Origin of the sequence: Variovorax gracilis, assembly GCF_030317115.1 — a bacterium.
GTDB lineage: Bacteria > Pseudomonadota > Gammaproteobacteria > Burkholderiales > Burkholderiaceae_C > Variovorax > Variovorax gracilis.
In genome coordinates, this window is sequence record NZ_JASZYF010000002.1 from 403,976 (window position 1) to 425,404 (window position 21,429).

A 21,429-nucleotide genomic window follows, 5' to 3' on the forward strand; every position below is an offset into this window, starting at 1 on the left:
GGGCCCTTCCATTTCATTTCCCGCATTACGGCTTGCTTCCCCTGCCCCAGGGGCGGGGTCTATTGCTGCGTCGTGCGAAACCGTCCGTTTTTGTGACAAATCGCCAAACGGCGTATGCAAACAACACCCCCCCGCCGTTTAACGTTAACATGTTGTCATACAAAAGGACTACAGTTCGGTTGAATATGTTGCGACGCACCAATGACGGCAGCGGCGCTTCCTTACAGAGGGGAAAGACGTAGGCCGTTTGGCGAAAGATGTACGGCTTTTGTTGACATCACAGCCGCCGCAGCATATGTTCAAATTCTTGCTAATAGTAGTAAAGCGTTACACTGCCGCGCTCCTTGGTTGAGGCAGCACCCGTTACGGGGGATTTTCAAATGTTTCGTTCAGATTCGACCGCACAGGGCAACGTGGTCAGACGCTATTCCCCGGACGGTGGTGGCCCTTCCTCGCCCCCCGTTTACGCGCAACCGCGCAAACTCAACCTCTTCGAACGCGTCGCCAAACGGAGCTTTGACATCGTGGGCGCGCTGGTCTTCTTCGCCGTCTTCGGCCCCCTCTATTTGCTCGTCGCGCTGGGGGTTGCGGTCAGCATGGGTCGCCCGGTCCACTTCTGGCAAAACCGCCTCGGAGAGCGCGGACAACGGTTCCGCTTTTACAAGTTTCGGTCGATGGTTCGCAATTCCGAGGACGTGCTGGACGAGTTCCTCAGCCGCAACGACATGGCGCGCACCGAATGGGATACCTTTCAGAAGCTGGAAAAGGACCCGCGGATTACACCGATTGGCCAGTTCATCCGCAAGCTGAGCCTCGACGAACTCCCCCAGTTCTGGAATGTGCTCAAGGGCGACATGAGCATCGTGGGGCCCCGCCCCTGCATGGAGCGCCAGCGCAGCCTCTACGGCAAGGGCTGGGAGCACTACTGCGCCATGCGCCCCGGCATCACGGGACTTTGGCAGGTCAGCGGACGCAATCGCTTGTCCTACGCACGCCGGGTCGAGCTTGATGTTGAATACGTCAGCAACTGGTCCCTATGGCTCGACATCAAGATTCTGGTGAGAACGGTTCGCGCCGTCACCACGGGAGAAGGTTCGCGATGACACAGATCCAGCCGGTCGTCCTTTGCGGAGGCAGCGGTACGCGACTGTGGCCGCTATCGCGCAAGACGCTACCCAAGCAATTCGTTCCGCTCGTCGGCAACAAGAGCCTGCTGCTGCTCACGCTGGAGCGACTGCGGCGGCTCAGCAAGGACGTGATGTGCGTTGCGTCTGAAGAGCACCGCTTTCTCGTTCAGGAAGGCATCGACGCGGCCCAGGTGAGCGGCAAGCAGCTTCTCGAGCCTGTGGCTCGCAATACGGCCGCCGCCATGGCCGCGACCGCGCTGCTGACCGACCCCGAACGCCTGCTCCTCTTCGCGCCCGCCGACCACCACATTCCGGATGCAGATCGCTTCGTCGCCACCATCCTCAAGGGCGTCCCGGCTGCACTTGCGGGCCACCTCGTGACTTTCGGCATCGAGCCCACCTTTCCGAGCACGGCCTACGGCTACATCCGCCAGGGCGACAAGCTGGACGCCACCCTGGGCGACGACGCGGGCCACGCGGTTGCAGCCTTCATCGAGAAGCCGGTGGCTGCCCGGGCCGAACAACTGCTGCTGGAAGGCGGACACCTCTGGAATGCAGGGATTCTTCTGGTACAGGCCAAGGTCCTGATCGCGGCGCTCCAGGAGCACGCAAGCGACATCCTCGACGCCTGCAAGCTAGCGACGGCGTCGGTCGACGTCGACGGCGATTTCCTGCGCATGGACAGCGCTGCCTTCGGACGCTGCCGCAGCCAGAGCATCGACTACGCGGTGCTCGAAAAATGCGCGCGCGTCGCGGTCATTCCCTTCGACGGCCGGTGGAGCGACGTGGGCAGCTGGAATGCCGTCGCCGACCTGCATGAGACGGACGCCAACGGCAACCGCATCAGCGGCCACGGTTTCGCGATGAACGCCACCAACACCTTCATCCATGCGCCCGGCCGCCCGGTCGTGGCCTTGGGCACCAAGGACCTGCTGGTGGTCGACACGCCCGACGCGCTGCTCGTCGTGCACAGCGATTGCGCCGAACAGGTCAAGGACGTGGTCGCCCTCCTGAGCACGCACGGCCACAGCCAGGCGACGCGTCATCGGCGCATTCCGAGGCCATGGGGCGCCTACGACAGCATCGACGACGGCGAGCGTTTCGCCGTCAAGCGCCTGACGGTCAAGCCCGGCGCGCGGCTGGCGCTGCGCATGCACCACCATCGCGCCGAACACTGGGTCGTGGTCAAGGGTGCGGCCAGGGTGATCTGCGACGAGAAGGCTCAACTCGTCAAGGAAAACGAATCGATCTATATCCCCGTCGGCGCGGTCTATCGGCTGGAAAATGCCGGCAAGACCACCCTGGAAGTGATCGAGGTCCAGACTGGGGGCTACCTCGGCGATGACGACATCGTGCGTCTCGACGATCTGGCGTCCGCAGGCGAGAAGAGGTTCGCCTGAACCTCTCCGCCTCGCCCATCAACCTCACGCCAAGACGGTAATTCAATGAACGAGTTCCAGAAGCGAATCTTCGTGGCAGGGCACCGCGGCATGGTGGGGAGCGCGATCGTGCGGTGCCTGTCCGAGAAGGGCTACACCCATATCCTGACCAGGAGCCGTTCGGAGCTCGACCTGACCGACCAGGCCAAGGTGCGCGCCTTCTTTGCCGAGGAGCGGCCGCAAGAGGTCTATGTGGCTGCCGCGAAGGTCGGCGGCATTCACGCCAACAACAGCTATCCGGCCGAGTTCATCTACTCGAACCTGATGGTCGAGGCGAACCTGATCCACGAATCCTGGCGCACGGGCGTGAACAAGCTGCTCTTCCTGGGTTCGAGCTGCATCTATCCGCGACTCGCCGCGCAGCCGATGACCGAGGATGCGCTGCTGACCGGCAAGCTCGAGCCCACCAACGAGCCCTATGCCGTCGCGAAAATCGCCGGCATCAAGCTCTGCGAGAGCTACAACCGGCAGTACGGCTGCGACTTCCGCAGCGTGATGCCGACCAACCTGTACGGCCCAGGCGACAACTACCACCCCGAGAACAGCCACGTGCTGCCGGCGATGATCCGTCGCTTCCATGAGGCGAAGTCCAACGACGCGCCTTCCGTCCTCATCTGGGGCACGGGGTCGCCGAAGCGGGAGTTCCTCTACGTGGACGACATGGCCAGCGCCTGTGTGCACGTCATGGATCTTCCGAGGGAAACCTACGCGGCCCATACCGACGTCATGGCCAGCCACATCAACGTCGGCAGCGGCGAAGACCTGTCGATTGCCGAACTCGCCCGCATGGTGAGCGACGTGGTGGGCTACCGCGGCGCGATCCATTTCGATACCAGCAAGCCGGATGGCGCGCCTCGCAAGCTGCTCGACATCTCCCGTATCCGCGAGCTCGGCTGGAAGCCGGGGGTTTCCCTGCGCGCGGGCATTGCGCTCGCCTACGCGGATTTCTGCAGCGAAGAACTTGTCGCTTGAGGGCCGCCCCCCTCCCGTGGTGATGTCCAGCATGCACGCAGCTTCCATTTCCCTCATTCCGCCGGGCACCGGCGGCGTGCGGGACTACGCGAGCACCGTCGGGGGGCGCTTGCAGACGCCGTTGGTGGAGCTGACGCCCACGACGGACATCTCGAAGCTGTCCGGCGATTTCCTGCTGCTGCATTTCAGCGGGTACGGATTCGAGAAGCGCGGCGTGCCGGTGTGGCTGGTCGGAAAGGTTCGTGACCTGCGCACGCAGTTCAAGGCGTTCGGCATCGTGTTCCACGAGCTTTTTGCACCCGCGGGCTCTCCGCTCGGTTCTGCGTTCTGGCTCAACGGCTATCAGAAGCGGATCGCCAGGCAACTGCTCATGCTCTCCGATTTCTGGCTCACCAACCGGGAAGAGTCCGGCCGCTGGCTGCTGGACCATTCCCAGGCTGCGCCGCACCGCGTGCTTCCGGTGTTTTCCAACGTCGGCGAGCCGCCCTTGGTCGATACCGCCAGGGAGCCTCGCCTGGTCGTCTTCGGCAGCTTCGGCGTTCGGGCCAACGTGTATCAATGGGCAGACGGGGAAATCTTCCGCTGCGCCAAGCGAAAGGGCCTGGAGATCCACGACATCGGCCCCGCCATGCCGGACGGCGAACTGGCCCAGCGCCTCGTGCAGGAAGGCGTCGTCACGCACGGAAAGCTGTCGGCGGAGGATGTCAGCCACGCCCTGTCCAGCGCGGCCTATGGCGCCCTGTCGTACCCGACGGACTACGTCTCCAAGAGCGGCGTCTTCGCCGCGTACAGCGCCCACGGCATCTGCCCCATCCTGCTCTGGCAGGACTACGGAACGCACGACGGCCTGACGGCCAATGTGCACTACGCGGCCGGCTTCGATGCGCTGGAAGCGTCAGCCATCGACCCGCGCTCAGTCGGGCTCGCCGCGCGCCAATGGTACGAGCCTCATTGCGTGAATGCCCATGTCAACGCCCTGCGCACGCTGATCACCGAGGCAAGAAAGTGAACGACATCCGCTTTCTCTGGAACTCGCGCGAGCGGCCCGGACTCGGGTCGAAGCGCTGGCTCGTGGTGTGGGCCAAGCGGGCCCTGAACTTCCGATCCTTGGTCAAGATCCTGATGAATCGCCGCCACTTTCGCGCGCGTGGCGTCGAGGTCGGCGCACTGTCCATCCTCGACCGATTCGATCTCAAGGGGCCGGCGTCGAACCTGCGGGTCGGCGAACACACCTTCATCTCGGGCTCGACGGAGATCGTCGTGCTCGACACCGTCACCATCGGCTCGCGCGTCGTCATCAACGACCGGGTCACCATCCTGACCGCCAGCCATCATGTGGGCGACCCGGGCTGGCGGCTGTTCAAGAAGCCGATCCACATCGAGGACTACGCATGGATCGCCGTCGGCGCGACGATCCTGCCCGGCGTCAGGATCGGCTATGGCGCAGTCGTCGGCGCCGGTGCGGTGGTTGCGAAGGATGTCCCCGCACTCGCGGTGGCCACGGGCAATCCCGCGACGATCCGGCTGAACGCCCGTCCGCCCGATCTTTGCTACGACCCCGTTTCGCTGCTGCCTGCCTATGAGGCGTGGACCGGCCACGACAAGGAAATCGCCGCGCCGGCGACGCCGCCACTGCAGGGCGAGACGAGCGCAGGACCACGACCATGACCACGAAATCCGTCCTCGTGACCCATCCTGGGCTGCAGCACTCGCACCAACTCGCGCTGGCCCTCCATGAGAGGTCGCTGTTGCAGTCCTTCTGGTCCGGCGTGCCCGTGACCGCCCAAGGCGAGCCGCCGCCATGGTGGCTCCCCGGGAAGTACCGGCAAAAGGTTCGCCGCGTCGACATTCCGGCGGCGCTCCGCCGTCATCCGGCCCGCTTCCAGGTTGCGATGCGCGTGGCGGGTTCGCTGAGCCACAGTCTGACAAGCTCCGACACGACACACCGCATCTTCCATTGGTTCGATGCATGGGCCGCCCGGCATATTCTGCAGTTCAAGCCGAAGGTCGTGGTCGCTTATGAAAACGCGGCGTATCACACCTTCAAGGCCGCGAAGGCGATCGGTGCCCGGTGCGTGCTGGATGCCGCCGCGTTCCACCACAAGACATTGAACGAGCTGTACGCCGAGGGCACCACGCCCTACACGCCCGAGATCAACCGGCGCAAGGACGAGGAGGTCGAGATGGCCGACCTGATCCTCACCTGCTCGCCGCTTGCGGCGGAAAGCTACGTGAAGAACGGCGTCGCGCGCGACAAGCTGCGCCCCCTTCTGCTCGGCGCCGAGCCGCCTGCCCAGGTCCCGACCTGGCAGCCGCACCAGGGCAGCCCGCGATTCGTCTACGCGGGCACGCTGAGCCGTCGCAAGTCGGCCGACCTGATCGCCGACGCGTTCCAGCGGCTGCATGCGGAAGGCCTCGCGTACGACCTGGAGTTCATGGGCGGCATCAGCGAGCCAAGCCTGGAGAGCGCGATCAAGGCGATACCCAACGCCCGCCACAGGCCCCATTCACCGCAGAAAGAGCTCTACGCCGTGCTGGCCCAGGCCGACTGTCTGCTGCTGCCCTCCCGTTCGGAGTCCTTCGGCATGGTCGTCGCCGAGGCCATGGCCTGCGGCACGCCCGCCATCGTGTCGACGAACACCGGCGCCAAGGCGCTGGTCGAGGCCAACCCGGGAAGCGGCTGGATTGTCGAACCCAATGTGGACGCACTCTGCGCCACCGTGCGCCAGCTCATCCAGAATCCCCAACTGCTCCACGCGGCGAGGCCGGCCGCGATGCAATCGGGGCAGGCCTTCTCGTGGGCCAACTACCGCTCCCGCGCGGGCCAGCTCCTGGAGGAATTCGTGCAATGAGCACCACCGCGGCGCACTTTCCGCGCGCGTTGAGCCGGCGCACACCGCTGAGCCGTGCCGGCTATGGGTTCATCGCGGTCTTCCTGATCGTGGTGCTGGAGGGAGCCGTCCGCAAGTGGGTGTTTTCGTCGGCGACCCTGCCGCTGATCCTGGTGCGCGATCTGATTGCGATCTACGTGATCTTCTACGCGTGGAACACTGGTGCGCTGCGGCGGCAGAAGCGCGTCACGACGGTGCTGCTGGCGTGGTCGTGCGTGGTCGTGGGATGGGGCCTGCTGCAACTCGTCGCGGGAGAGAGTTCACCGACGGTGCTGCTGATCGGCCTGCGCTTCTGGCTGCTCTACATCTGGTTCGGCGTCGCGGCGGCTGCGGCGATGACCGAGGCCGACTACCGCGCCGCTGTTCTGGTGGCGGTCGGCACCCTTCTCGTGATGGCGCCGCTCTCGGTGGTACAGCACTTTGCGCCGCCGGGTGCGCGCATCAATGCGCAGACGGAAAGTACCGACGAGGAAGGGGTTTTCGTCGCGGTGGCCGGCGTGGTCCGCACGACGGGGACGTTCAGTTTCACGCTCGGCTACACAACCTTCATCGCCCTCCTGGCGCCTCTGGTGCTTGCGCTCGTCGGCGCGAGGAAGAGGACCCGGATGCAGTTCCTGTTCGTGACGGCAGCCTTCGGGTGCTTGATCGTCGCCAGCGTGGTCAGCGGCTCGCGCGCTGCCGTCATCTACTCGGGCCTGATGGTGGCAACCTACTTTGCGGGACGACTCTGGCTGGCGAAGGGCAAGGGGAAGGTCAGGGCGGCCATTGCCATCTTCTTCGGCATGATCCTGGTGGCGCTGCTCCTCTATGCGTTCAGCGGCGCCATCGAAGTCACGGGACAACGGTTCGAGCAGGCCTCGGAGGTCGAGGATTTCTGGGAGCGACTGCTCCACATCTTCATCGGTGAGCCTTACACCTACTCGAAAATCACCTGGCTCGGGTACGGGCTCGGCCTGGGCTCCAACCTGGCCACCTATGTGCGCACGGGCGACTCCGGGTACTTTGCGCTGGCCGAAGTCGAGGCCAGCCGGATCCTGCTGGAAGGCGGCCTGATCGGCTACGCATTCACGGCGCTCAAGCTCGTGGTCCTGTCCATCGGCGTCGGCAAGAGCGTGCGCCTCGCCTACAGGCAGCGCTCCGTGTACCCGATCCTGCTGTGGATGACCGTGTCCCTGGCCATCCTCACCTGGTCGGCAGTGGGCCAGATCTCCGCGCATGGACTGCTGGGCCTTCTGCTGGCTTTCGGGCTGCTGGTCTTCAAGTTCCCGAAGATGGAATTCTTCCCTCCTCGAAGCTCGTCGCCGTGAGGTTCCTTCACCTGATCACGTCGGTCGACCCCCGTGGAGGCGGTCCTATCGAGGGTGTCCTGAGACTCCACGAAGCGCTCGTCGGCCTGGGCCACGGCAGCGAACTGCTGTCGCTGGACGATCCGGCAGCGGAGTTCGTGCGCGACTGCCCGGCGCCGGTCCATGCGCTGGGGCCATCGTCCACCGGCTACCACTACAACCCGAATGTGGTCGACTGGCTGCGCGAGCATGCGTCCGGCTATGACGCCGTGATCGTCAATGGCCTCTGGCAATACACAGGCTTCGCGGCATGGCGGGCGTTGAGTCAGTCGGTCACGCCGTATTTCGTCTACACGCACGGGATGCTCGACCCGTGGTTCAAGCGGCGCTATCCGCTCAAGCACCTGAAGAAGTGGCTGTACTGGCCCTGGGGCGAATACCGGGTGCTGCGCGACGCGGCCGCGGTGATCTTCACTTGCGAGGAAGAGCGGGTGCTGGCGCGCCAATCCTTCTGGCTCTATCGCGCACGGGAAGTCGTGGGCTCCTATGGCACGTCGTCGCCGCCATCGAATGCGCGGGAACTGACGGGCACTTTCCTTTCGGCCTTTCCCGAGTTGAAGGACAAGCGCCTGCTGCTGTATCTGGGTCGCGTCCATGAAAAGAAGGGCGGAGACCTGCTCGTCGAAGCTTTCGCCCGCGTGCTCGACGGCAACCCGGAATTGCGTCTCGTGATGGCCGGCCCCGGCGAGGAGGCTCTGGTGCAGCAGTTGAAGAGCCGCGCCGAGCAACTGGGCATCGCGTCGCACATCACGTGGACGGGGATGCTGGCCGGCGACATGAAATGGGGCGCCTTCTACGCCGCCGACGCGTTCTGCCTGCCCTCGCACCAGGAGAACTTCGGCATCGCGGTGGTGGAAGCGCTGGCCTGCGGCAAGCCGGTCCTCATCAGCGACAAGGTGAACATCTGGCGCGAGATCGCGGAAGACGGCGCGGGGCTGGTCGGCAACGACACGCTCGAGGACACCGTCGATACCCTGCAGCGCTGGCTGGCGCTGCCGCGCCCGGAAGTGGCCGCCATGCGCATCGCGGCGCTGCGCTGCTTTCAATATCGCTTCCAGGTCGGGCAGGTCGCCGAGACGCTGGTCCAGATCATCGGCGACCACTCTCCCGGGGCCTCGCGCTTCGGCCCACTTCAAGGTCCGCAAGGCGCGCCAAGCCAGCGCCACCACATTGTCTGAAGGCTCCATGAAGCTGCTCGTCTACGGAATCAATTTCGCACCGGAGCTCACCGGCATCGGCAAGTACACGGGCGAAATGGTTGCCTGGCTTGCCGCGCAGGGGCACGAGGTGCGTGTCGTGACCGCCCCGCCCTACTACCCGGACTGGGCCGTCTGGCCCGGCTACAGCGCTTCGCGCTATGCCACGGAGACGTGGCACGGCGCCACCGTGATCCGCACCCCGCTGTGGGTGCCGCGCAAGGTGACGGGCGTTCGCCGTCTTCTCCACCTGGCCAGTTTCGCGCTGACCAGCATCCCTGCGCTGCTTGCGCAGTGGCACTGGAAGCCCGACGTCGTCTGGGTGACCGAGCCGCCGCTGTTCTGCTCGCCCGCCGCGCTCGCCTTCGCGCGCCTGCGCTCGGCCAAGGCGTGGCTGCACATCCAGGACTATGAGGTCGATGCCGCGTTCGAACTCGGCCTGCTCAAGGGTGCGCGCCTGCGCTCGCTCGTCGCCGCCGTCGAACGCGGTCTGATGCGCCGCTTCGACCGCATCTCGACCATTTCCCTGCGCATGATGGAGCGCGCCAGCACGAAGGGCACCGAAGACGCGCGGCTGGTCTCGCTGCCCAACTGGGCCGACGTCTCGGCCATCCAGCCGCTGCGCACGGACAGCCCCTACCGCGCCGAACTCGGCATCGCTTCCGACGCCGTCGTCGCCCTCTATTCCGGCAACATGGGCGCCAAGCAGGGTCTGGAACTCCTGGCGGAAACCGCCCTCATGCTGCGCGACCAGCCTAATCTCGAATTCGTCTTTTGCGGCAACGGCGCGGGCCGCGCCGACCTGATGAAGCGCTGCGAGGGGCTCGCGAACGTGCGCTTCCTGGACCTGCAACCCGTCGATCGCCTGGGCGACCTTCTAGGCCTAGCGGACATCCACCTGCTCCCCCAGCGCGCCGACGCCGCCGACCTGGTGATGCCGTCCAAGCTCACCGGCATGCTGAGTAGCGGCCGCCCCGTGGTCGCCGGCGCCCGTCCCGAAACCGAACTCGGCAAGGTCACGGCCCAGTGCGGCATCGCCGTTCCCCCCGACGACGCCAGGGCCTTCGCAGACGCCGTCACGACCCTGGCATCCCAGCCCGACCTGCGCCGCGACCTGGGTGTCCGCGCCCGCACCTACGCCGAAGACCGTTTCGACCGCAACGCCGTCCTGGCCCAGTTCGAGCGCGACCTGGAAGCCTGCTGCACCCCATCCCTACAGGGCCGGCAAAGCCAGGCCCCTTCGTGAAACACCAAGCGGCCGGCTCAGCCGGGCCGCTGGTGTTGCCCCCCGCAGGGGGTGGCCGACGCGACACGAAGTGCGCTCAGCCTGGGGACGAGCCCTACTGCTCTTCGGGCAGGATGCTCTCGTAGTTGTAGTTGGTATAGCGATACCGGCCGTACTTGTAGGCCGCGTACCCACGGCGCCCGACGTTCATCGCATTGAGCAGCACGCCGGTGGCGGTCTTGCCGCTCATCACGAGCCGTCGCGTGCTTTCCTTCAGTTCGCCCATGGTCGACAGATCCGCGCGCGCCACCAGCAGCACCGTGCCCGCATGGGCCGCGACCGTGCTGGTGTCGGCAGCGACCAGCACCGGCGGGGTGTCGATGACGACCAGGTCGTACTGCCCGGACAGTTTCTCCAGCGTCGACTTGAACGAATCCGACACCAGCAGTTCGGCAGGATTCGGAGGCAACTGGCCGGTGGCCAGGAAATCCAGGTTCGGCACCACCTGGCGGTGAACGGTCTGCTGCACCGTCAAGCTGCCCGCAATCAGTTCCGACAGACCGCCATGTCGCTGCAGCCCGAAGTACTGGTGTGTGTGGCCGCGCCGGAGGTCGGCATCGATCAGCAAGGTCTTCCGGCCGGCCGCCGCCATGAGCGCGGCGAAATTCGCCGTGACGAAGCTCTTGCCGACACCCGGCGTGGGGCCGGTGATGAGCACGCGGTTGTTCGGGGACTCCAGCATCGCGAACTGCATCGCGGTGCGCAAGCTCCGCAGGCTTTCCACCGCGGGATCGTCCGGATGCTCGATCGCCAGCAGCCTGACGCCGGTGGCGCCACTAAGCCGCCGCTTGGAGATCGCGTCCTGCGCCGCGCTCAGCGGGATCGTGGAGAAGACCGGCAGCCCGCTCTCGGCCTCGACTTCGTGCGGATCACGGAGCCGCCGCTCGACGAAGGCGTTGCGCAGGAAGGCGGCCACGACGCCCAGGAACAGCCCCAGGGCCAATGCGGCCGCGATGATGACCTTCCGGTTCGGCTTGACGGGATAGGTCGGCAGGATGGCTTCATCCAGCACGCGGACGTTGCCGACCTTGCCCTCCTTCACCAGGCGCAGTTGCAGCGCGTTGTTGAGCAGCGACTGGTAGAGCTCCGTGTTCACCTTCACGTCGCGCTCCATGCGCACGGCTTCTTGCTGAAGCGCAGGGAGGTTCTTGATCCGCGTCTGGATGCCACCCATATCCGCCTTCAGCGCCGCGATCTGCGCGTCCAGGGTCTGGATGGTGGGGTGATTCGCGGTGAACCGGCTTTCGAGTTCCCGCCGGCGCTGCTCGGCGTCGAGCAGCTTGGTCTGGCGATCGACCGACTGGCTCAGGACCAGCGTGGCTTCCTCCCCGATGGTCACGGTGCCCTTTTCCATGCGGAAGCGGTTGTAGGCATCCTCGGAGGCCTCCAACTGGCGCTTGAACTGCGGCAGCTGGACGTCGAGGAACGCCAGCGTCTTCTGCGCCTCCGCCGCCTTGCGCTCGATGTTCTGCTTCACGTATTGCTCACCGACCGCATTCAGCAGGCGCGTGAGCTTGTAGGGGTCGCCGTCCTGCAGCGACACGCTGATGATGCCGGACGCCTTGCCGCGCTCGGCGAGGCTAAGGGCGGACTGCAGGGCGATGGTGGTCGGCAGCTTGGCGGAGCGTATGAGATTGAACTGCGCGCCCGGCTTTCCCGCGAGTTCGTTCACCAGCAGCTCGATGCTTCCCTTGCCGACGTTCGCCTTCATCATCGTGCCGACCGTCCCGGTCAGCGGTTCGGGCAGGCTTGGAGACGAGAGCGTGTACTTGCCCGCTTCCTTGGCGGTCACGATGAAGAGCGAGCCCTCCATCTGGACAGGCACGTTGAAGTCGGACACCTCGATCCGTTCCATGCCCGACACATAGCCGTCGAGCCACAGGAAGCCCGGATCCGACAGGCCGGTCGCACGCCGCGCCATCCAGCCGCCGACATAGGGGACGTAGCGCGGGTTGGCCGTGATGTACAGCTTGGTCGATTCCACGGCCTGGCCCGCGATCATGCGCGAGCGAAGAATCTCGATCTCCGCGCTCGCGGGTGTCTTGACGTCGACCAGCCCGCCGGCCTCGCTCAGGATGCCCTTGCCGCCGGCGTCCGTATCCTCGACCTGGATGACGAGGTTCCCCTCGTAGATCGGCCGCTGGAGCATTGCATAGGCGACGCCGATCGCGAACACGACGAGGGTGACGGCAGCGATCAACCACTTGTTCACCATCAGCACTTCGAGGTAGTGCCCGAGGTCGATTTCCTCCTCGTCCGTCGTGCCGAACGAGCTGGGACTGGCTTTGGGTGGTGTGAGAGTGGAGGTCATCGACTGGATACTCTTGAAATGCGTTTGGCCCATTCCTGGGCCCCGTCTTCTATGAGCGAAAGCGACTGGCTGAAAGCCATGCGGCCCGCGCGGTAGGGGTCCGGCACGTCACGGTCGCCGAACTCGCACAGGCGAAACACCTTGCCGGCCGCGAAGAGGTAGCGTTCCTCGACGGTGCGCCGCTGCTCGCGATCCATCACCAGGATGAGATCGGCCCGCTGGCACAGGTCGAGGCTGATCTGTCGCGCACGATGGCTTGCAAGGCTGATGCCGCGCTCGGCCATCAGCTCGCAGGCGATCGGATCGGCCTTGCTCCCGACCAGCGCTTCCAGGCCTGCCGAGCTGATCTGTGCATCCGGCAATGCCGAAGCGAGCAGGCCTTCTGCCATCGGGCTGCGGCAGATGTTTCCGAGGCACACGACGAGGACGTTCCGGATGGTCACGATCAGTCGCTAGCGCCCGGTCGGCGTACCCAGACTGCGATAGGTGATCGCGGTCGTGGCCGTCGGGAGAATGAGGTTCAGCACGCGGTTCCACTGAACCAGCGGGACGGGATCGACGTACACCACGTCCTTCGGCTTCAGCGCGAAACCATCCGCCATCGCGATGGCTGTCGGCGTGCGCGCGTCGAGATGGAAGATCGCCTGGCCCTTCGCTTCGTTGCGGATCACGTAGATCTGGATCGGGTTGGCAGTGGTCAGGTTAAGGCCGCCGACCTCGATCAGCGCGTCGTTCAGGCTCAGCCGGCCGCTGCGCAGCATGACGCCCATCTGCTGCGTCACTTCGCCCATCACCGTGACCTTGCTTTCGTCGCGGTTGCGCACATAGATCATGTCGCCGTTCTTCAGCGGAATGCGGCTGGGATCGATGCCGGCGTCGGCCATGGCGATCAGGTCGACGCGCGTCGTCTTCCCGTCGCGCGTGAGATTCACGGAAGTCCGGTCACCCGTTGGCGAGACACCGCCCGCACGGTTGAGCGCCTCGGACAGAGTCATTGGAATGTCCGTGAACACCTGCAGCCCGGGCGTGCGCACTTCGCCCTCCATGTAGGCGCGCTTGCTCCGGAAGGCTTCGACGCGCACGCTCAACTGCGGATTCTTGAAGACGCGCGACAACCGCTGCACGACGGCTTCTTCCAGCTCCTGGATGGTCATGCCGACCACGTTCAGCTTGCCCACATAGGGGAAGCTCAGGTGCCCCGTGTTCGACACGATATAGCCGGGCGCGGGCGAAACGCTGGACGGATCGGCCACGGTGGTCGCCGGGACCGAGCTGAACACCATCTCAGGGTGATCGAAGACCACGATGCCCACGACATCGCCAATGCCGATGCGATAGGGCCCGGCTTGGCCGAGCAGGGCCATCACGTCGGCGCCCAGCTTGGTCTCGAGGGTGGCCGCGCGCTGCGCCTGGATCAGAGCCGGCGTGATCTCGATGATTGCGCCCGGAGGGGGCGGATCGATGGTGGACGTCGAGAAGCCCGTAGGCGAGACGGACTTCGAAGCATCGTTGCTGGCCGAACTGAATCCCGGCGCCAGCGGCGCACAGCCCTGAACCAGGATGCCTACGGCGACCAACAAAGCGGCATGTAGTGGAAGACTTTTCAAAACCAACCCCGCATCGTGACCCAGAAATGAATACTTTTGCAAACAGTTACGACTGTACATCAGGAAATCAGGCTGCTCAAACCCTTTCTTGGCGTAGGTCGTAAGGCAGAGGCGACCGGGATTTATCGCCGAAAAAGACAACGCAGGCTGTAGGCGCATAGCCCGCATTGAAACTTTTGGACTAATTGCGACGCTACTATTTAGATAGCATCCATCCCGCATGCAGCGGGGATTTCTCAAGGATTCTCTGTCTGGGCCGCACGCTTCCAGGCCGCAGAGGCCTGATCGGCGTCGTCGCGCGCTTCAGCGAGTTGCGCCAGTGCCTGCCACGCCCGTCGATGTAGGTTCGCGTCCTGCAAGCCGAGTCCGGCCTGTGTGAGCAACTGTTGCGCCTTGCCCCAGAGCTGGCGGCGCATGCAGGCCATGCCGGCAAGGTACTGCAGGTTGGCGTCGCGCGGGTTGTTTCGTTGGGCCGACTCGATGCGCGCCAGCCAGTCGGCATCGACCGAGTCGAGACCCGCCTCCAACGCCCGTACCAGCCTGACCCGCAAGGATTCGCCCAGGCTGTGAGGCTGCTCGATCATGCGCTCCCAGACCGGCAGCAGCCAGGCGCGCGCCAGCGTGAGATCGCCGCGCAGCGCCACCATGCGCTGCGCCGCGTGGATCGCGACCTCGGGCATCTCGCGCTCCCAGCTTTCGAACTCGTTCCAGGCCCGCAGCAGTTGCGCCGGATCGTGCGCGCCCGACAGCAGCTCTGTCGCCAGGCCGCGCACGATGCTCTGCGCTGCGGCATCCGAGAAAGCGCGGTGCTTGGCCAGCAGGCGCGCGGTTTCGAGCGCTTCGAGCGTGCGGCGGTCCTGCCGCGCCGCCTTGAGGCGCAGGCGCAAGGCCAACGTGCGCCGCTGCGCGCCCTGCGGCAGTTCCTCCAGCCGCGCCAGGGCGGCAGGCGCATCGCGATCGTCCAGCGCCCAGCGGGCCGCGCGCAATTGCACGCCTTCGCGTGTTTCCGGCGTCGACTGGACGCTGCGCTCCGCACTCTCGTTGAGGGCCTGCTGAAGATGTGCATCACGCGCAGGCCGGTCCTGCAGCGCTTGCGCGCTCTCCGCGGCGAGCAGATGCGCCATGACACGCACCTGCAGCGCCTGCGGCAGCCGCGCGTCCAGCGCGGCAAGCGCCCTTTCCTGCGACAGTGCGGCCAGTGCGGCCTTGCGGGCGCGTGAGAAGCGGCCGGCCAGCAACTGCACCGCCGCGTCGAGCACTGCGGCATGCAGCGCACGCTCCTTTTGCTGCAGGCGCCACTGGCGCGCCTGCTTCGGCAGCGAGAACAGCGCCGAGAGACCTCGCAGCGCCACGTGCAGAAGCACGAACGCCGCCACCAGGAGCAGCAGCACGAGGTTCAGCGACAGGTCGACCCGCCACGGTGGCCAGAAGACGGTGATCGTGCCCTGGTTGTTGCCCGCGAACAGCGCCACCGCAGCCGCGATGCCGAAGAGTGCCAGGAACCAGAGGGCTGCGCGCATGACCCGACTAGCGACCGGCCGCGGCCGTGGCCAGAGCCGCCAAGGTTTCGTCGATGCGCGGCGGCTCGCTGGTCTTCACCTGCGCCTGGAGTTGCTGCACCAGCGTGGCGGCAGCCTGGACGCGGCGCGAGGCCGGATCGAAATAGCGATTGATCGCCGTCGAGACCGTCGCGAGTTCGCCGCGGGCCGTGTCGACCTGCCTCGACAGCAGCGCGAGGCGCGCGTTGAGCAGCTTGAGCTTGAGGTTCTCGCGCAGGAAGAAGGTCTGGTCCGGAGTCAGCAGCACGGCTTCGGGGCGCTCGATGCGTCCGACCCTCAGCAGCGAGCGCGCCTCATTGCGGACCATCAGCAGGAAGCGCTGCCACCATGGCGCATCCGGCGGTACCGGTTCGACCTGCGGCGCATTGCCTCCCGCGCCGCGCAAGCCGACGGCATTGAGCACGGGCAGGTCATCCACGCTGCGGATGAGTTCGTCGAGTTTCTGGAGTGCTTCGCCGTTATCGGCGCTCGCGCTGGTGCGAAGCCGGTCGGCGTCGTGCTGCATCGCGCGCTGAAGCGGCGAGAGACGCGGCTGCGCGGCGCGCGAAATGCGCAGGTCGCCCGCCTTGAGCGCCGCGAGCAAGGGCTGGACATTGCCCGTGACCTGCGCCTGCTGCAATGCGAGCCGCACGGCAGCCTCGATGTCGACGACCAGATTCTCGTCGCGCGAACGCGACAGACTCTGCATCAGCTCCTCGAGCTGGGCGCGTTGCAGCGCCACCTCGCCCACGCGCGTCTCGGCGAGGGCGAGCCGCGCCGCCGTGTCGCGCACGACCTCGTGCGCTTGCCGCGCCAGCGTGCGCGCTTCGAGCGATTGGGCGAGCGCATCGGCGCTTTGGCGAGCGAGCTGCTCCTGCATGCCGCTGACCTTTTGCCAGAGCGCCAGCGAGATCAACAGCGCGGCCAGGGCGACAAGGGCCAGGAGCACGAACACGACTTTCGAGATCAACGCCACGGCGGCCGCATGGCTCGCCTGCAGGGCGGTCGGCACCGGAGCGCGCACGACGGGATCCTGCAAGGGCTCATTCAAGACGGAAGCGTCGCTCATACGAAGGATTCTATCGACGCGACCAATGCCATCAGCGATGGGCTGGAGACACGCACACTGCCGAATCCGGCAGCGTGCGCCGCATCGGCGATGCGCTCGTGCGTGACCACCGCCCGGGCCGAATTCCAGCGCGTCCCGGGCATGGACCGGCACAGGTTGGCAATGGCCTCCGAGCTGCTGAACAGCCAGACCGCGCCACCCGCCGCAGCGTCGGTCGCGAGACGGTGCTCGGCCTGGCCGAAAGTCGGTGCGAGACGCCGATAGGCGGCCACCTCGTCGCATGCGCCTCCAGCGGCCGCGATCTCGCGCGCGAGCCAATCGCGCCCCGCAACCCGGCCGGAAGCGTCGCCGCCGCGCACGATCAGCACCCGCGTCCCTGGCCGCACCTGCGGTCGCACAAGCGCCCACAGGGCCTCCGAATCGAACTGCGGGGCATCTGCAGTCGGTGCGTCGATCGCCGACATGGGCACGCCGGCCTCGCGCAGCCCACGCGTGGTGCCAGGGCCTGTCCCCCAGCAACGCGAACTTGCGACGGCGGCTGCGTCGATGCCCCGGAAGAAATGCTCGGCTGACGCAGCACTCACGAACATCAGCGCGTGGTAGTCGGCGAGGCGTTGCCACGCGGCATGGAGAGCCTTGGGGTCTTCGAGCGGCTCGATGGCAATCAGCGGCAACGCGACCGCATCCAGCCCCGCCGCCCGCAAGTCGTCGACCCATCGCGCAGCCTCGCGGACCGGGCGCGTGACGATCACTCGTGCCGCCGACATCTCAGTGCGCGCCGGCCGCGCGCAACATCCTCGCGGCTTCGTCACCGAGCGCGCCCGCCTGTGCGAAATCGATCGTTTCGGCCACTGTCTGCACCCGCACCAGCGGCACGGAGCCTTCGGGGTCGCCCCAAGCGGCATCGATGCGCAGACTGCCGTCGGGCTGCCATCTCGCATGCGCCGCCAGCGGCATGGAGCAGCTACCGCCCATCGCGCGGCTGACCGCCCGCTCGGCCGCGGTCGCGAGCCAGTCGCCGCGGCTCGACAGCGGTGCGAGCAGATCGATCAAATCGTTCCGGTTCGCGCGCACCTCGATCCCCAGCGCGCCCTGCCCTGCGGCGGGCAGCAGGATGTCGGGCTCGAAGGTCTGGCGGATGCGGCTTTCAAGGCCCAGGCGCTTCAGCCCGGCCGCGGCGAGCACGATCGCGTCGTACTGGCCTTCGTCGAGCTTGCGCAGCCGCGTGTCGAGATTGCCGCGCAGGGGCTCGATCCGCAGATCGGGGCGCAACGCGCGCAGCAGCACCACGCGACGCAGGCTGGAGGTGCCGACCACCGCGCCTTGCGGCAAGTCGTCGAGAGATGCATGGTGCGGCGACACCAGCGCATCGCGTGGGTCCTCGCGCTCCAGCACGCAGGCCAGCGCGAAGCCTTCAGGCAAATCCATCGGCACGTCCTTGAGCGAATGCACCGCGATGTCGGCACGCCCTTCTTCGAGCGCGAGTTCGAGTTCCTTGACGAAGAGACCCTTTCCGCCGACCTTGCTCAGCGAGCGGTCGAGGATCTGGTCGCCGCGGGTGGTCATGCCGAGCAGGCTGACCCTGTGGCCTTGTTCTTGCAGGAGGTCCTTGACGTGCTCGGCTTGCCACATGGCCAGCCGGCTTTCGCGCGTGGCGATGACGATGTTGCTCAAGACCGTTTTTCCAATGAGAAAGAGACCCGTGGGATGCTAGCATGTTGCGCCGCAGCAACGTCGCCGCAGGCCCATCGAACGAGGAGATGTCCCGAATGAAGACGAGCCCCGCCCCGGCTGCCTCCAAGCGCCGGCACAGTGACGAAGACCTGCCCCTCATCAACGACATACGGCTCCTGGGCCGCATCCTCGGCGATGTGATCCACGAGCAGGAAGGCGCGGAAAGCTACGCGCTGGTGGAAAAGATCCGAACCCTGTCGGTAGCCTTCCGGCGCGACGCGGACCACGCGGCGGACCGCGCCCTCAAGAACCTGCTCAAGGGGCTGAGCGCGGCCGAGACGGTGCGAGTCATCCGCGCCTTCACCTACTTCAGCCACCTCGCGAACCTGGCGGAGGACCGCCACCAGATCCGCCGCCGCACCGAGGCCGACCGCGCCGGCGAGAGCGCCGAGGGAAGCCTGGAGATCGCGCTGGCGCGCATCCGCAAGGCCGGCATCAAGCCCGAGGCGGTGGTGGAGTCGCTCGCGCACAGCTACGTGTCGCCGGTGCTCACCGCCCACCCGACGGAAGTGCAGCGCAAGAGCATCCTGGATGCCGAGCGCGCCATCGCGCAGTTGCTGACCGCCCGCGACGAGATCGCGCTGCGGCAGCAGGCCTTCGCCGGCAGGAAGGATGCGCTGACGCCCATCGAATACGCCGAGAACGAAAGCCAGATGCGGACCCGGGTCACGCAACTCTGGCAGACACGCCTCCTGCGCTTCTCCAAGCTCACCGTGGCGGACGAGATCGAGAACGCGCTGAGCTACTACGAGGCGACCTTCCTGCGCGAGATCCCGCGCGTGTATGCCGATCTGGAGAAGGCGCTGGCCCACGGCGGTGCCACCCCTTCGGTCGCGCCCTTCCTGCGCATGGGCCAGTGGATCGGCGGGGACCGCGACGGCAATCCCAACGTGACGGCCGAGACGCTGGAATATGCGCTGCGCCGCCAGGCCGAACTCGCGCTGCGCCACTACCTGACGGAAGTGCACTACCTCGGCGGCGAGTTGTCGCTGTCGGCCACCCTGGTCGATGTGTCGGTAGAGATGCAGGCGCTGGCCGAACGCTCCCCCGACAAGAACGAGCATCGCGTCGATGAACCCTATCGCCGCGCGTTGACCGGCATGTACTCGCGCCTGGCCGCGACCCTGCGCGATCTCACCGGCGGCCAGGCCGCGCGCCACGCCGTGCCGCCGCAGAACCCCTATCCCAACGCAGAGGAGTTCCTGGCCGACCTGCGGACCATCGAGGAATCGCTCGGCGACAAGCACGGCACCGTTCTCGCGGCGCAGCGGCTGCATCCGCTGATCCGCGCGGTGGAGGTCTTCGGCTTTCACCTTGCGACCGTCGACCTGCGCCAAAGCTCGGACAAGCACGAGGCGGTGGTCGCCGAACTGCTCGCCACCGCGCGCATCGAGCCCGACTACGCAGGCCTGGCGGAAGAGGCCAAGCAGACCTTGCTGCTGCGGCTGCTCGACGATGCGCGCCCGCTGCGCGTGCCGGACGCCGACTACTCGCCGCTGGCGAGGAGCGAGATCGCGATCTTCGCGGCAGCTCGCACGGCGCGTGCGCGCTTCGGCGCGGCCGCCATCCGCCACTACATCATCAGCCACACCGAGACGGTGAGCGACCTGCTCGAGGCCTTCCTTCTGCAAAAGGAAGTCGGCCTGCTGCGCGGAACGCTGGGCGAGGGTGCGACCTGCGACCTCATCGTCGTGCCGCTGTTCGAGACCATCGAGGACTTGCGCAACGCGGCACCGATCGTTCGCGCCTTCTACGCCCTTCCCGGCATCCACGCCCTGATCCAGCGCTCGGGCGCCGAGCAGGACGTGATGCTCGGCTACAGCGACAGCAACAAGGACGGCGGCATCTTCACCAGCAACTGGGAGCTCTATCGCGCAGGCCTTGCGCTGGTCGCGCTCTTCGACGACCTGAACAAGGAAAGCGGCGTACCCATCCGCCTGCGCATGTTCCACGGCCGCGGCGGCACGGTGGGCCGCGGAGGCGGACCGAGCTACCAGGCGATCCTCGCGCAGCCGCCGGGCACGGTGCGCGGGCAGATCCGCCTGACCGAGCAGGGCGAAGTGATCGGTTCGAAATACGCCAACCACGAGATCGGCCGGCGCAATCTCGAAACGCTGGTCGCCGCCACGCTGGAGGCCACGCTGCTGCCGACCGCCAAGGCCGCGCCGGCGACGTTCGTGGCGGCGGCAGCCGAGTTGTCCGCGGCCAGCATGGCGGCGTACCGGGCGCTGGTCTACGAGACCCCGGGCTTCGGCGACTACTTCTTCAGCGCCACGCCCATCCGCGAGATCGCCGAACTCAACATCGGCTCCCGACCTGCATCGCGCAATCCGAGCCGCAGCATCGAGGATCTGCGGGCAGTGCCATGGAGCTTCAGCTGGGGGCAGTGCCGGCTCACCCTGCCCGGCTGGTACGGCTTCGGCTCTGCGATCGAGCAGTTCCTCGCGCAGGCCGCCAATCCGTCGGCACGCAAGGAGCGCCACGCATTGCTGCAGCGCATGTACGTGCAGTGGCCCTTCTTCCGCACGCTGCTGTCGAACATGGACATGGTGCTCGCCAAGAGCGATCTTGCACTGGCCTCGCGCTACTCTGAGCTGGTGGCAGAGCGCAAGCTTCGACAGAAGGTGTTCTCGATGATCGATGCCGAGTGGCACCGCACCTCGGATGCGCTGGTGCTGATCACCGGCGCACGGCAGCGGCTGGAGGGCAACGCCGAGATGCAGCGCTCCATTCGCCATCGCTTTCCGTACATCGATCCTCTGCATCACCTGCAAGTGGAGCTGATGCGTCGCTACCGCGCGGGGCAGGACGACGAGCGGCTGCAGCGCGGCATCCACATGTCCATCAACGGCGTGGCGGCCGGGTTGCGGAACACCGGTTAGCGTTGGCGCAATCGCGCGTTGTGCGCCGTCTC

The 21,429-nt window shown here is 66.3% G+C and carries 17 protein-coding genes; 10 read left to right on the forward strand and 7 right to left on the reverse strand.

Features of this window, described 5'->3' with window-relative positions:
• Nucleotides 1-380 precede the first annotated feature (380 nt).
• Genes QTH97_RS07545 through QTH97_RS07585 form a run of 9 tightly spaced genes read left to right on the forward strand, consistent with a single transcriptional unit; the run spans nucleotide 381 to nucleotide 10,217 of the window.
• Entirely contained in the window at nucleotides 381-1,103 is a 723-nt protein-coding gene (locus QTH97_RS07545) for a sugar transferase (protein ID WP_286567467.1), read from the forward strand.
• Complete coding sequence (locus QTH97_RS07550; protein ID WP_286567468.1) at nucleotides 1,100-2,527, forward strand: mannose-1-phosphate guanylyltransferase/mannose-6-phosphate isomerase; 1,428 nt, start codon at nucleotides 1,100-1,102, stop codon at nucleotides 2,525-2,527. The genes QTH97_RS07545 and QTH97_RS07550 overlap by 4 nt, the downstream gene beginning before the upstream one ends.
• A gap of 45 nt (nucleotides 2,528-2,572) precedes the next feature.
• Nucleotides 2,573-3,538, forward strand: coding sequence for a GDP-L-fucose synthase (gene fcl / locus QTH97_RS07555; RefSeq protein ID WP_286567469.1), 966 nt, complete (start codon nucleotides 2,573-2,575; stop codon nucleotides 3,536-3,538).
• 31 nt (nucleotides 3,539-3,569) lie between these two features.
• Nucleotides 3,570-4,547, forward strand: coding sequence for a hypothetical protein (locus tag QTH97_RS07560; RefSeq protein ID WP_286567470.1), 978 nt, complete (start codon nucleotides 3,570-3,572; stop codon nucleotides 4,545-4,547).
• Nucleotides 4,544-5,206, forward strand: a complete 663-nt coding sequence (locus tag QTH97_RS07565) for an acyltransferase (protein ID WP_286567471.1) — start codon at nucleotides 4,544-4,546, stop codon at nucleotides 5,204-5,206. Before QTH97_RS07560 ends, QTH97_RS07565 begins: the two co-directional genes overlap by 4 nt.
• The gene (locus tag QTH97_RS07570; RefSeq protein ID WP_286567472.1) at nucleotides 5,203-6,390 is read left to right on the forward strand and encodes a glycosyltransferase; all 1,188 of its coding nucleotides are present in this window, start codon (nucleotides 5,203-5,205) and stop codon (nucleotides 6,388-6,390) included. The genes QTH97_RS07565 and QTH97_RS07570 overlap by 4 nt, the downstream gene beginning before the upstream one ends.
• The gene (locus QTH97_RS07575; RefSeq protein ID WP_286567473.1) at nucleotides 6,387-7,736 is read left to right on the forward strand and encodes a hypothetical protein; all 1,350 of its coding nucleotides are present in this window, start codon (nucleotides 6,387-6,389) and stop codon (nucleotides 7,734-7,736) included. Before QTH97_RS07570 ends, QTH97_RS07575 begins: the two co-directional genes overlap by 4 nt.
• Entirely contained in the window at nucleotides 7,733-8,953 is a 1,221-nt protein-coding gene (locus tag QTH97_RS07580) for a glycosyltransferase (protein ID WP_286567474.1), read from the forward strand. The genes QTH97_RS07575 and QTH97_RS07580 overlap by 4 nt, the downstream gene beginning before the upstream one ends.
• A 7-nt stretch (nucleotides 8,954-8,960) precedes the next feature.
• Nucleotides 8,961-10,217, forward strand: coding sequence for a glycosyltransferase WbuB (locus tag QTH97_RS07585; RefSeq protein ID WP_286567475.1), 1,257 nt, complete (start codon nucleotides 8,961-8,963; stop codon nucleotides 10,215-10,217).
• Nucleotides 10,218-10,311: 94 nt separating this feature from the next.
• Here QTH97_RS07585 and QTH97_RS07590 read toward each other — a convergent pair whose 3' ends face one another.
• From QTH97_RS07590 to hemC, 7 genes are all read right to left on the reverse strand, one after another.
• Nucleotides 10,312-12,567 carry a polysaccharide biosynthesis tyrosine autokinase gene (locus tag QTH97_RS07590; RefSeq protein WP_286567476.1) on the reverse strand — a complete coding sequence of 752 codons (2,256 nt, stop codon included), beginning with the start codon at nucleotides 12,565-12,567 and terminating at the stop codon, nucleotides 10,312-10,314.
• On the reverse strand, nucleotides 12,564-13,004 hold the full coding sequence (locus QTH97_RS07595; protein WP_286567569.1) for a low molecular weight protein-tyrosine-phosphatase: 441 nt from the start codon (nucleotides 13,002-13,004) through the stop codon (nucleotides 12,564-12,566). The genes QTH97_RS07590 and QTH97_RS07595 overlap by 4 nt, the downstream gene beginning before the upstream one ends.
• A 15-nt stretch (nucleotides 13,005-13,019) precedes the next feature.
• A complete protein-coding gene (locus QTH97_RS07600) occupies nucleotides 13,020-14,147 on the reverse strand; it encodes a polysaccharide biosynthesis/export family protein (RefSeq protein WP_286567478.1) in 1,128 nt (375 codons plus the stop codon).
• Between the two features lie 263 nt (nucleotides 14,148-14,410).
• Nucleotides 14,411-15,694 carry a heme biosynthesis protein HemY gene (locus QTH97_RS07605; protein WP_286567479.1) on the reverse strand — a complete coding sequence of 428 codons (1,284 nt, stop codon included), beginning with the start codon at nucleotides 15,692-15,694 and terminating at the stop codon, nucleotides 14,411-14,413.
• A 7-nt stretch (nucleotides 15,695-15,701) separates the two neighbouring features.
• Nucleotides 15,702-16,781, reverse strand: a complete 1,080-nt coding sequence (locus QTH97_RS07610) for a uroporphyrinogen-III C-methyltransferase (protein ID WP_286567480.1) — start codon at nucleotides 16,779-16,781, stop codon at nucleotides 15,702-15,704.
• Nucleotides 16,778-17,548 (reverse strand): uroporphyrinogen-III synthase, encoded by a 771-nt coding sequence (locus tag QTH97_RS07615; protein WP_286567481.1) that lies wholly within the window; start codon nucleotides 17,546-17,548, stop codon nucleotides 16,778-16,780. Before QTH97_RS07615 ends, QTH97_RS07610 begins: the two co-directional genes overlap by 4 nt.
• Before the next feature lies 1 nt (nucleotide 17,549).
• On the reverse strand, nucleotides 17,550-18,455 hold the full coding sequence (gene hemC / locus QTH97_RS07620) for a hydroxymethylbilane synthase (protein WP_286567482.1): 906 nt from the start codon (nucleotides 18,453-18,455) through the stop codon (nucleotides 17,550-17,552).
• A 95-nt stretch (nucleotides 18,456-18,550) separates the two neighbouring features.
• Here hemC and ppc point away from each other — a divergent pair, with 95 nt between their 5' ends.
• Nucleotides 18,551-21,397, forward strand: a complete 2,847-nt coding sequence (gene ppc / locus QTH97_RS07625; RefSeq protein WP_286567483.1) for a phosphoenolpyruvate carboxylase — start codon at nucleotides 18,551-18,553, stop codon at nucleotides 21,395-21,397.
• Nucleotides 21,398-21,429: the final 32 nt, after the last annotated feature.